This window comes from Bacillus sp. JJ1533, from assembly GCF_036965045.1.
Lineage (GTDB): Bacteria > Bacillota > Bacilli > Bacillales > Bacillaceae_L > Ferdinandcohnia.
In genome coordinates this window covers 320109-332421 of the sequence record NZ_JBALOV010000035.1, presented here as the reverse complement: position 1 = coordinate 332421, position 12313 = coordinate 320109, and the positions used below count along the sequence as shown (strand labels likewise).

General features: G+C 36.7%; 9 protein-coding genes. All 9 read right to left on the bottom strand.

What is annotated here, in order from left to right:
- Positions 1 to 267 precede the first annotated feature (267 nt).
- Positions 268 to 492 carry an RNA chaperone Hfq gene (gene hfq, locus V7138_RS19265; protein WP_335366512.1) on the bottom strand — a complete coding sequence of 75 codons (225 nt, stop codon included), beginning with the start codon at positions 490 to 492 and terminating at the stop codon, positions 268 to 270.
- Between the two features lie 97 nt (positions 493 to 589).
- Complete coding sequence (gene miaA, locus V7138_RS19260; RefSeq protein ID WP_335400522.1) at positions 590 to 1537, bottom strand: tRNA (adenosine(37)-N6)-dimethylallyltransferase MiaA; 948 nt, start codon at positions 1535 to 1537, stop codon at positions 590 to 592.
- Positions 1538 to 1719: 182 nt separating this feature from the next.
- Positions 1720 to 3609: a DNA mismatch repair endonuclease MutL gene (gene mutL, locus V7138_RS19255; protein WP_335400519.1), complete on the bottom strand. Its 1890-nt coding sequence runs from the start codon at positions 3607 to 3609 to the stop codon at positions 1720 to 1722.
- 74 nt (positions 3610 to 3683) lie between these two features.
- Positions 3684 to 6281, bottom strand: coding sequence for a DNA mismatch repair protein MutS (gene mutS, locus V7138_RS19250; RefSeq protein ID WP_335400516.1), 2598 nt, complete (start codon positions 6279 to 6281; stop codon positions 3684 to 3686).
- A 243-nt stretch (positions 6282 to 6524) separates the two neighbouring features.
- Positions 6525 to 7067, bottom strand: a complete 543-nt coding sequence (locus V7138_RS19245) for an outer spore coat protein CotE (protein WP_335400514.1) — start codon at positions 7065 to 7067, stop codon at positions 6525 to 6527.
- Between the two features lie 331 nt (positions 7068 to 7398).
- A complete protein-coding gene (locus V7138_RS19240; RefSeq protein ID WP_335400512.1) occupies positions 7399 to 7830 on the bottom strand; it encodes a RicAFT regulatory complex protein RicA family protein in 432 nt (143 codons plus the stop codon).
- A 1-nt stretch (position 7831) separates the two neighbouring features.
- A complete protein-coding gene (gene miaB / locus V7138_RS19235; protein ID WP_335400510.1) occupies positions 7832 to 9361 on the bottom strand; it encodes a tRNA (N6-isopentenyl adenosine(37)-C2)-methylthiotransferase MiaB in 1530 nt (509 codons plus the stop codon).
- A 250-nt stretch (positions 9362 to 9611) separates the two neighbouring features.
- The gene (locus V7138_RS19230) at positions 9612 to 10478 is read right to left on the bottom strand and encodes a 2-oxoacid:ferredoxin oxidoreductase subunit beta (RefSeq protein ID WP_335400507.1); all 867 of its coding nucleotides are present in this window, start codon (positions 10476 to 10478) and stop codon (positions 9612 to 9614) included.
- Position 10479: 1 nt separating this feature from the next.
- Positions 10480 to 12216 carry a 2-oxoacid:acceptor oxidoreductase subunit alpha gene (locus V7138_RS19225; RefSeq protein ID WP_335400504.1) on the bottom strand — a complete coding sequence of 579 codons (1737 nt, stop codon included), beginning with the start codon at positions 12214 to 12216 and terminating at the stop codon, positions 10480 to 10482.
- Positions 12217 to 12313: the final 97 nt, after the last annotated feature.

Sequence of the window (12313 nt, the reverse complement as noted above, 5' to 3'; positions counted from 1 at the left end):
CAAGTCCGACAAGCACAAGACGGGCCGGCTAGAAGGTTGTTCTTTAACCTTCTTGACGGAACGGCTTGTGACCTCGAACGTTTGCCTTTTTCCTTTTATTTCAACAATTTGCTACAAAAAGCCCTTGCTTTTTGTCAAAGATTGCGCTTTCCCAGAAAATATTCCATAACACTATATGTATATGAGGAGTTTTTAAAATCTTGAAGAAAAAATAGACAAGATGAAAAAAACAACCCTACTTTTAAAAGTAAGGTTGTTTTTCGTTTGCTATTCAAGCTCAAGTTTAATATTTTTTTGTGGGGCAAAAGTAGAAATCGCATGCTTATAGATAAGCTGTTGCTTCCCTTCTGTTTCTAACAAAACTGTAAAATTATCGAACCCTTTTACTAATCCTCGTAATTGGTATCCATTTAATAAGAATACAGTTACAAAAGTCCCATCCTTACGCAGTGTGTTTAAAATTTGATCTTGAATATTAACAGCTTGTTTCATGAACATGTCCTCCTCTATATCTTCGGCACAAAATATGCTGGTTCTATCATTGCCCTTTTTTCGGACAATACGAATAATCCTATTATTATCTATTCTCTTAAATTCCCAGCTTTCCTGCTATATATTTATAAATTTCATTAAATTTTTCTTCAAACTCATTTTTCTCTGTCATATCAAACCATTTTACATCCATTTTATTTCGAAACCAAGTCAATTGGCGTTTCGCATATCTTCGGGTATTTTGCTTTAATTGAGAGATTGCTTCTTCTAGTGATAGTGCCCCATCTAAATAATTGTAAAGTTCTTTATAGCCGATTGCTTGGATGGATTGGCAATCACGTAACCCTTGAGAATGAAAACTTGAAACCTCTTCAAGTAACCCCGATTCTATCATCAAGTCAACCCGCTCGTTAATTCGCTCATACAACTTCTTTCGTTCCATTGTTAACCCAACAAGGGCAACATCAAATATCAGCTCTTCCTTCTGTTCTTCCATATATTCCGTCATCGTTTTCCCAGTGGTTTTAAAAATTTCCAAGGCACGAATAACTCTTCTCACATTATTTGGGTGAATTCGTTCAGCACTCTCCGGATCTACTACTTTTAGCTCCTGAAAAAGAAAATCCACTCCGTCTTCAGCAACTTGTTGTTCAAGAATTTTTCGATACTCAGGATTTGAGGCATCATCTGTAAACTGATAATCATAAATGACTGATTGAATATATAGCCCCGTTCCTCCAACAATCATCGGTAATTTTCCACGACTATGTATTTCCGATATTAAATTTCTTACATCCATTTGAAACTCTGCAACCGAAAAACTTTCATCAGGTTCCTTAATATCAATAAGATGATGTGGAATTCCTTCCATTTCATCCATTTTAATTTTAGCTGTACCGATATCCATACCTTTATAAATTTGCATGGAGTCTCCGCTAATAATCTCAGCATTTAGCTTCTTCGCAAGCTCGATACTTAATTTTGTCTTTCCAACGGCGGTTGGACCAATTAGAACAACTAGTTTTTCTTTTTTCTTTTCTTCCAATCAATCACTACCTTTACTTCAATTCATACTATTATCGTAACATAGATAATAAGACGAATACTAAATTATTATATCCAAATTGGCATAGAAAATAACATTTTTTTCTAATCTTCTATACAACTTTCGACATATATGGCAAAAACTCGCCGAATTAGCGAGTTTTTGCCTTTTTAAAAGGTTCCTTACATGACACGCTTAAACATTTTCTCCATTTCATAGGTCGAATGGTGTATGATGATGGGTCGGCCATGCGGGCATGTAAATGGATCACTTGTTTTACGAAGAGTTTCAAGCAAAGCGAAAATTTCATCATTCCGTAAATGATGGTTTGCTTTAATAGATGCTTTACAGCTCATCATAATGGCTGCTGCCTCTCTCAATTTCTTAATATCTATTTTCTTATCGTTAAGCACTTGTTCAATAATTTCCTCGATGACCTCTTTTTCATCCCCTTTTGGAAACCATTGCGGATGTGATCGGACGATATAACTGTTATGACCGAACGGTTCGAGGAAGATTCCAACCTTCTCCAGGTCTTGTTTGTGTGCATTTATCATGATGCATTCATTTGTTGAATACTCCAGAGTAATTGGCAGAAGCAATTCCTGAAGATCTGAAATGTTTTCGCCAACTTTTTCTCTGAAATATTCATATTTAATTCGCTCTTGAGCAGCATGCTGGTCAATAATATATAAGCCTTTTTCATTTTGAGCAAGGATATAGGTTCCATGCATTTGGCCGATGGGATACATAACCGGAACCCGTTCTTCCAAGTTTACAGTTTTTGTATTCGTAACATCTATCTCTTCATGTTCTTCTAGTCCATCACTTGTAGCATCCTGATTTTCTGCAATCACTACGTTTTCCATTTCATATGATTTTTCTTCATATGAAGGATTGGTTACCATTGTTTTCGTTTCAGTTACAAATTCTTCTTTCCTCGGTTCCTCTTGGAACGACTCTATAAATCTAGGGATAGAGGTTTGTTGCTGAGGTTCCGATTTTATGGAATGCTGAAATACAAATTCTTGTTGTTCTGATTTCTCTACTTCTTTCTTCTTTGGGTTTACTGCATCCGGGATTAGTTGTTTATGCTTGAAAACATCCTTAATTCCTTCGTCAATTAATTGATTGAGTTCTGCTTCTTTACTAATTCTGACTTCTAGTTTTGCGGGATGGACGTTCACATCCACTAATAAGGGATCCATCATTATATCAAGCAAAACAATTGGAAATCTTCCAATCGGTAAAAGGGTATGATAGCCTTGTTGAATGGCTTTTACTAATGGATAGTTTCTGATATATCTACCATTAATAATAGTTGAGATATAGTTTCTTGATGCCCTTGTAACCTCTGGCATGGATACAAAACCTTCCACTTTAAAATCTAAGGATTCTAGGTGGATGGGTACCATTTGTTTTGCGATTCCTAAACCATAGATAGCAGCAAGAACCTGCCTTACGTCTCCATTTCCACTTGTATATAATAGTCGTTTCCCATTATGAAGCAAACGAAATGAAATGTCTGGATGCGCAAGAGCGATTCTGTTTACCGCATCAGTAAGATTTCCCAATTCAGTATGAACCGTTTTTAAATATTTCAAGCGTGCTGGAGTGTTAAAGAAGAGATTGGAAACTGTAATATCCGTACCCTTACGACTATTTGTTGCTTTTTTCTCTACAAACTGACCACCCTTAATTAAAATATGAGTGCCTGAATGGTCCCCGGTGCTTGTCTTCATTTCAAGTTCCGATACCGATGCGATACTCGGGAGTGCCTCTCCTCTAAAACCTAACGTCCGGATTCGAAATAGATCATTTTCGTCCTTTATTTTACTCGTTGCATGACGATGAAAGGCATTTACACAATCCTCACTATCCATCCCGTCTCCATTGTCTATAATTCGAATTTTGGAAAGGCCCGCTTCTTCAATTTCAATTTCGATTATTGTGCTATTTGCGTCAATGGCATTCTCGACTAATTCCTTCACAACAGAGGCAGGTCGTTCGACCACTTCCCCTGCTGCTATTTTATTTGAAAGAAGGTCGTCTAGTTGGATTATTTTCCCCATGCCTTCACCCCAATTTCTTAGTGAATCTTAAAAAAATCATCAAATGATATGTTTCGTATTTCAAACATTAATTTTTATGCTTTTAATTGTTTTTGAATTTCGTATAATTGGTTAATGGCTTCTAATGGTGTAAGTCCTAAAATGTCCATTTCTCTAATCGACTTTAATACATCCTTTTCTTTCGAAGATACTGCCTTTTCTTCTTTTTGATAGGTAGCCTTAGTTTCCTCAAAAAATGAAAGTTGTTGATTAGTCAAAAGGTCAATAGAATCTTCCCTAGTGGCCGTGACTTGCTTTTCACCTTGTTCGAGCTGACTCAAAATTTCTTTTGCACGCTCAATTAAGTTATCTGGAAGTTCCGCGAGTTTCGCAACGTGAATCCCATAACTTTTATCTGCAGCACCTTCTTTAATTTTATGAAGAAACACAACATTATCATTTTCCTCAATTGCACTGACATGAACATTTACTAGATTTTCAAGGCTCACTTCCAATTCTGTTAACTCATGATAATGTGTAGAAAATAGGGTATGAGCCCCAATATTTTGATGAATATACTCAATAATTGCTTGTGCTAAAGCCATCCCATCATAGGTGGATGTACCCCGTCCAATTTCATCAAATAATAATAAACTCTTAGATGTTGCATGAACGATCGCATTTTTTGCCTCAAGCATTTCAACCATGAATGTGCTTTGACCAGAAATTAAATCATCCGCAGCTCCAATTCTTGTAAATACCTGATCATAAATTGGTAAGACGGCTTCACTTGCTGGAACAAAGCAACCAATTTGGGCCAATATAGCAGTAAGAGCTATTTGTCGCATGTAGGTTGATTTCCCAGACATATTTGGTCCTGTGATAAGTAATAATGAACGGCCATAATCCATTATACAATCGTTTGGTACATATTCCTGCGCTTGCATCACTTTCTCCACAACTGGATGACGTCCATCCTTAATAAAAAGCTGTCCTTCCGAAAAATGAGGCATACAGTAATGGCGTTCCTCACTAATTGTTGCAAAGCACTGCAGGACATCAAGTTCACTAATGACTTTTGCTAAAGACTGAAGCCTTGGAATATAGCTCTTCACTTGTTCACGAATATCAAGGAAAAGATCATATTCCAATTGAACAATCTTTTCCTCAGCTTCTAGAATTAAGGTTTCTTTTTCTTTAAGCTCAGGCGTGATAAAACGTTCCGCATTTGTTAATGTTTGTTTCCTTTCGTACATACCCTCCGGTAAAAGCTGTAAGTTTGCCTTCGTCACTTCAATATAATAGCCAAATACACGATTATATCCTATTTTTAAGGACTTAATTCCGGTTTTCTCACGTTCCTGTTTTTCTAAGGACGCAATCCACGTTTTCCCATTTCGGCTTGCATCACGATATTGGTCGAGAGTGGCGTTGAAACCATCCTTGATAATATCCCCTTCTTTAATAGTCATAGGAGGGGAATCCTTAATAGAGCGCTGTAAAAGTTCTGTGAGCGATTCACAAAGCTCCATTTCCTTTCTAAGATTGTCTGCATATGGATGCTGTAACCGGGTCATAAGATGGTATATTCCCGGAACCTGTGCAAGTGATTTTTTTAGCTGTAACAGGTCTCTGGCATTGACATTTCCATAGGCTACTCGTCCAGCAAGACGCTCGAGGTCATAGACTTCCTTTAATAAATCCCTTAATTCGAGCCGTTCGAAATATTGATCAATAAAGGTTTGGACCATATTTAATCGGGCTTCAATTTCATTCTTATTTAATAATGGTCTGTCAATCCATTGTTTTAACAAGCGTCCACCCATCGCTGTAACGGTTTGATCTAAAAGCCACAGTAAAGAACCTTTCTTCCCTTTACTCCGAATCGTTTCAGTTAACTCCAGGTTCCGCTTAGAATATAAGTCAATTTTCATAAATTGATTAGTATAATAAACTTGAATCTGTTGTAAATGATCCAGTGATCGTTTTTGTGTTTTGATTAAATAATTTAATAGTCGGCCAAAGGTGATAATTAACTTTTCATTCTCAAGACCGTTCGCAAGCTGTTGTAAATGATCAGCCACCTCAACATTATCTTCATGCGAAATCGTAACGTGACAGCGTTCCATCATCACTTTTTTATAATTTTCATCAAAATCAGATGAAACAACTACCTCTTTTACACCATTGGCATAAATTTCTCCGATTACATCTTCAAAATGAGAAGATAATAATGAAACTCTATTTTCGCCAGTTGATAAGTCTGTTAATGCAAAGCCAAAATGACCATCGGAAAAATTTGTAACAGATGCTAAAAAATTATTTTCTTTATCTAAAAGGTTTTTTCCTTCCATTACAGTTCCAGGTGTGACTAATTGAATAACCTCTCGCTTAACGACACCTTTTGCCTGCTTCGGATCTTCCGTTTGCTCACAAATTGCGACCTTATGTCCTTGATTCACTAATTGCTCAATATAACCTGCTGCAGAGTGATAAGGGACCCCACACATTGGGATTTTTTCATTAACACCACCATCTCTAGCCGTTAAGGTTATTTCTAAAATCTGTGATGCATTTATTGCATCCTCAAAAAACATTTCGTAAAAATCTCCAAGTCGAAAAAATAAAAAGGCATCCTGATAATCTGCCTTTATCGCTAAATATTGCTTTATCATCGGCGTATACTCTGCCATTTAATAATCCCCCAACAACTTTAATTCTGATGATATTATATCATAAATTTGAAAATTGGATGGGGAGACTTGTCTTCCATAAAGTGAAACTTCATTAAGTGGGTGTTTTCTTCATCCCCCACTTAATGTTAGTTGAACCAATCGGGCTTTTAATGGCAGTTAATCCTCCGTTAGGGGGGCTTACTGCCAGTTAATGCGGGATAAAATGAAAAAAAACTAGGAAGTCGTGCCTCCTAGTTTCAATTATTCTTCTAAATCTCCAACTAAGAAGTCAGGATTTAAATCCTCAAATTCTTCGTCGTCTACATCCCAATCTTTAAAATCGTCATAGCATCCATCCGGATTAACGTGGACACATACCTTTGTTTCACCAATAACTTCTGCAAGAAGCTCTCTTTCTACCTCAACAAGAATTTTGTTTCCGTTTGGAGAAATTGTGCATTCTAAGCAGTTTGGCTGTTGCAGCACTTCAACGATCACGTCACAGCTATCGCCTAAGAAATTCTCATCTCTATACTTAAGTTTGATGCAATCCTTGTATGAAAGTGTTTCGGTAACGACCTCTGTTTTTGTATTGTTACCAAATGAATACCACGAATTGACATCGAATGTGCCAGTTACTTCTACCGTATTCCCTTTTTTCTCCGCTTCATAACGGTGGTTAATGATCCAGCACCCTAAAATGTTGGATGGGTGGTGTGGTGGAGAAATTGTATAAGTAGACTGTGAAAACTTACGTCCTTTACCTACAACAGCTTTTGTAATAATCTCTCTGTATTCAGACATTCGAACAAACCCTCCTCAATCAATCTTCAATTCATCCTATGCGGGACATTTGACTAGTGTGATAAAGACTGATTTCTTTTTCAAAACTTTTTGCTTGTCACTTCAATATTTTTCTGTGAGACATGGAAAAAGTTGAATAAACTTTTAAAGTAAGTACTAAAAAAACGCAATGTCCTTCTTTTTATACATCAACCTTACGATTACCGTATAGTTCATTGTATGCGCGTTCGCCCATTTATGTACCATTTTTTAAAAGCTGTACAAGCAAAAATAATAACTAGGAGGAATCAAACTAAAAAAACGGCAAAAGCTTTAAGCCTTTGCCGTTTTTTTAGTGACAACCACAGCCACTATTGTTATTCACTTTTGAACCCGTTTCACCTGCTAATAAATCTCCACCAGTAGATGTGATAATTTCATTTGTTACATTGTTTGAAATAGTATGTGCCACAAGCTGTAGAAGATCGTTTACTTCCACTTGTGAGTTTTTGAATTCTTCTACAACTGGGATGCTATCAAGCTCAGCTTGGAGATTATCAATTTTTTCTTCAACCTGCTTTAATGCTTCAGACTTACCATAGTGTTGGAAATTTACTGCTTGTTTTTGCAAGCTTTTAATTGTTTCAATAATTTCTTGAACTTTTTTGTTCTGGTTAATTTGTGCTTCTGCACGCTTAAAGAAATCTACTTCATCTGTTTCTGCAATCATCTTTGCAAGCTCTGTTGCACGTTCAACGATTTGTTCTTTTGTGTATTGTGCCATTTTAGTTCACCTCTACCACTTCTTCGATCATTTCCCCATCTAATGACCAAGTTTTTGCTTTTATAATTTTCACTTTTACAATTTTACCAATTGCTGATTTTGGACCTTTAAAGTTAACCAATTTATTTTTACTCGTATATCCAGCTAAAACATCCGGATTGTTTTTACTTTCACCTTCAACAAGCACTTCAACGATTTGATCTTGGTATGCAAGATTTTTCTTTGCAGAAATCTCATTTACAAGTGCATTTAGACGCTGAAGCCTTTCTTTCTTCACTTCCATTGGTATGTTATCTACCATTTTTGCAGCTGGTGTTCCTTCACGTGGTGAATAAATGAAGGTATATGCTGAATCGAATTCGACTTCTTTATATAAGGAAAGAGTTTCTTCGAATTGTTCGTCCGTTTCATTTGGGAAACCAACTATTATATCTGTCGTAAATGAAGCATTCGGAATTTGTTCCTTCATTTTGTGAACTAATTCTAAATACGATTCTCTCGTATATTTACGAGACATTAATTTTAGTACTTGAGAGCTGCCAGATTGTACAGGTAGGTGGATGTGCTCCATAAGGTTTCCACCTTTCGCAAGTACTTCAATTAAATGGTCATCGAAATCACGTGGATGACTTGTTGTGAAACGAATACGTGGGATGTCAATCTTACGTAACTCGTCCATTAAGTCACCTAAACCATATTTAATATCTGTGAAGTCCTTACCGTATGCATTTACATTTTGGCCAAGTAAGGTAATCTCTTGGTAACCTTGTCTTGCTAAATGACGTACTTCTTCAATAATATCCTCTGGACGACGGCTACGTTCCTTACCGCGTGTATAAGGCACGATACAGTATGTACAGAATTTATCGCAGCCGTACATAATGTTGACCCAACCCTTGATATTTCCCTTACGTACTTTTGGAAGGTTTTCAATGATGTCCCCTTCTTTTGACCATACTTCAACAACCATCTCTTTACTAAACATTGCTTCTTTTACGATGTGAGGAAGGCGGTGAATATTGTGAGTACCAAAAATCATATCAATAAATTGATGTTTTTCAAGAATTTTATTAACTACTGATTCCTCTTGGGACATACATCCGCAAACACCGATTAAAAGATCTGGTTTTTCAAGTTTTAATGGTTTAAGGTGACCGATTTCACCAAAAACTTTATTTTCTGCGTTTTCACGAATCGCACAAGTATTAAGTAAAATGATGTCAGCATCCTCGGTATTTTCAGTAGGCTCATAGCCCATCTCGATAAAAATACCAGCCATTACTTCTGTATCATGCTCATTCATTTGGCAGCCATAGGTACGGATTAAAAAGCGTTTTCCTTTTCCAGCATCTTTCATATCCTCAGGAATCGAAAATTCTTTTAAATAATTGACTTGTTCTTTACCACGTTTTTTCGCATCTTTTAATGAAGGTGGTTGATAAACGGATTGAAAATACTTACTGTAATCCTTTTCGGATTTTTTGTCCGCAGGTTTTACTTGAGTACTTTCAAGTCGTTGTTTTTCGTTCATGTGGTATCTCCTTCCTTTTTACAAAACAATCTGTTAAAAAGTTATAACAATCTTTAACGCTATAAACCTACACATTTAACTAGTATAAGGTTTAACAAGTATTAATACAATAAAACCATAGAAAATGTAGAAATTTGTACAATTTTAACAACGAAGACATACATGCCTATTTTATCATTCAAAAAACAGTGAGTAAAGGTATAACAAAAACCCTACTTAGAGAAAAATCTTTAGTAGGGTTTTGTTCATATTACATAAATTCTGCAACTAACTTATTAAACTTTTCTTCATCCAGATTCAAATCAGCGTGTACAAGTGGTGTTTCGTTATATCCATGTACAAGTTCTTGATATGAAGGCTTTTCTGTATTTTGATAGATTAGCCCTGTAACAAGACTATTATGCTTCATTAATGTCTGCATGGCCACCGAACGATCAGATGGGTCATAACCTTCAACATCTGCTAATTTTGTAAGATTTTCTTTGAACCAGTCATATGTGTTCACTTTATTGTACGTAACACATGGGCTAAATACATTAATTAAAGAAAACCCTTTATGTTTGATTCCAGCTTCAATAAGTGCGGTTAAATCTTTTAGGTCTGTTGAAAAGCTTTGTGCAACAAATGTTGCCCCAGCAGTTAAAGCCATTTCCATTACGGAAAGTGCAGACTCGATAGAGCCTAGTGGTGTACTTTTTGTTTTAAAGCCCATTTCACTTCTTGGTGAAGTTTGGCCTTTTGTTAAACCATAAATTTGGTTATCCATCACAATGTAGGTGATGTCAATATTACGACGAATAGCATGGATGGTGTGGCTCATCCCAATGGCATATCCATCACCGTCTCCACCAGAAGCAATAACGGTTAAATCACGATTAGCCATTTTGACCCCTTGCGCAATTGGCAATGAACGTCCATGAATTCCGTGCAATCCGTAGGCATTGATATATCCAGAAATACGTCCAGAACAGCCAATCCCTGAAATAACTGCTAGTTGCTCCGGCTCAAGTCCAACATTTGCAGCCGCACGTTGAATGGCAGCTTGTACGGAGAAGTCTCCACATCCTGGACACCAGTTAGGTTTTACATTATTACGAAAATCTTTAAATGTTGCCATATTAGAACAACTCCTTACATTTTGTGTGAACTTCATGAGGTAGGAACGGATTACCATCATACTTTAAGAAATTAGTAATCTTGTCTGCATGTCCTACATTCATCTTCATAATGTTTGCGAGCTGACCTGTAGCGTTATTTTCAACCACTAATACTTTTTTAGCTGATTGAACTAACGGTAAAATTTCGTCAGTTGGGAATGGGTGAATTAAACGAACTTGTGCATGGTTCACTTTTATTCCGTCATTCTCAAGTCGAGTCATTGCTTCCTCAATAACACCGCGAGTGGAGTTAAAACCAACAACTAAAAGGTCCGCATCGTCATGCTTCACATTTTTATGAACAGGAGTCTTGAATTGAATGTTTTTAATCTTCTTAAGGCGTTTTTCCATTTGAGCTTTACGATTACTTGCAACCTCAGATGGCTTACCTTGTTCATTATGTTCAACACCAGTAACATGGTGGATTCCATTTTTCACGCCTGGAACTACACGTGGAGATACTCCATTATCCGTCACTTCATAACGTTTAAAGTATTCTTTGTTCTCTAATTCTGGCAATTCATCATCAAGAATTAGATTACCACGTCTGATTTCTATTTTAGAATAATCGAGTGGTTCAACCGTCTGTTTACCAAGTGAAAGCTGTAAATCGGTTAGAAAAATAACGGGACACTGATATTCTTCTGCCAAGTTAAATGCTTCGATTATGTCATAAAAAGCTTCCTGAACTGTACTTGGAGCCATTACGATCTTAGGGATTTCTCCGTGAGTACCGTAGATCATGGCCATTAAATCTGATTGTTCTTGCTTAGTTGGAAGACCAGTACTTGGGCCTCCACGCTGTGTATCGATAATAACAAGCGGAGTTTCAGTGATACCTGATAATCCGATTGATTCCATCATTAATGATAATCCAGGTCCAGCCGAAGCAGTAAATGCACGAACACCTGCATAATTAGAGCCAATTGCCATTGTACATGCAGCAATTTCGTCTTCGGTTTGAATAACTGTTCCACCAAAATCAGGTAGTTTACTAATTAAGTATTCCATAATTTCAGAAGCCGGGGTTATAGGGTATGCAGGCATAAATCTTGCACCACCTGCTAGAGCGCCCAATGCAATAGCGTCATTACCAATCATGAACATACGTTGCTTCCCATCAGCCTTTTCTAGCTTCATTTTTACATCTTCGCTTAGTTGATTCTGTAAGAATTCACTACCAGCCTTGATTGCTTCCATATTCTTTTCAACAACCTGCTGACCTTTTCGACCAAATATTTCTTCAACTACATCTAGATATACACTTAAATCAAGGTCTAACAATGAGCTAGTTGCACCAATTGCAACCATGTTTTTCATCAGGGACGTTCCAAGTTCAGTTGCAATTTGAGTAAAAGGAACAGAATACAAATGAACATTTGTGTTCTCTGGAATAGTTGGTCCGAACTTAGCATCCGCCAACACTACTCCTCCATCTCTTAACTCATGAAAATTAAAATCAATTGTTTCCTGGTCAAAAGCTACTAAAATATCAAGATCATCTGAAATTGAACGAACATTGGTTGTACTTACTCGGATTTTGTTATTCGTATGTCCACCTTTAATACGTGATGAAAAGTGGCGATAACCGTATAAATAGTAGCCTAAACGATTTAAAGCTATGGAAAAGATTTCCCCTGTACTCTCTATTCCTTCCCCTTGCTGTCCGCCAACTTTCCACGAAAGTTGATTGATCATGACTTACACCCCTTTGGAATACGTTCTATATAAGATTTTTTTAGTTTTTGGTGTATAGCACTTCCAACTTTGCTGGATATGTTTATGTAAATTCTCG

Coding starts and splice junctions, on each gene's coding strand:
- hfq (WP_335366512.1), bottom strand. CDS start 492: ATGAAACAAGCTGTTAATATTCAAGATCAAATTTTAAACACACTGCGT.
- mutL (WP_335400519.1), bottom strand. CDS start 3,609: ATGGGGAAAATAATCCAACTAGACGACCTTCTTTCAAATAAAATAGCA.
- mutS (WP_335400516.1), bottom strand. CDS start 6,281: ATGGCAGAGTATACGCCGATGATAAAGCAATATTTAGCGATAAAGGCA.
- V7138_RS19245 (WP_335400514.1), bottom strand. CDS start 7,067: ATGTCTGAATACAGAGAGATTATTACAAAAGCTGTTGTAGGTAAAGGA.
- V7138_RS19240 (WP_335400512.1), bottom strand. CDS start 7,830: ATGGCACAATACACAAAAGAACAAATCGTTGAACGTGCAACAGAGCTT.
- miaB (WP_335400510.1), bottom strand. CDS start 9,361: ATGAACGAAAAACAACGACTTGAAAGTACTCAAGTAAAACCTGCGGAC.
- V7138_RS19230 (WP_335400507.1), bottom strand. CDS start 10,478: ATGGCAACATTTAAAGATTTTCGTAATAATGTAAAACCTAACTGGTGT.
- V7138_RS19225 (WP_335400504.1), bottom strand. CDS start 12,216: ATGATCAATCAACTTTCGTGGAAAGTTGGCGGACAGCAAGGGGAAGGA.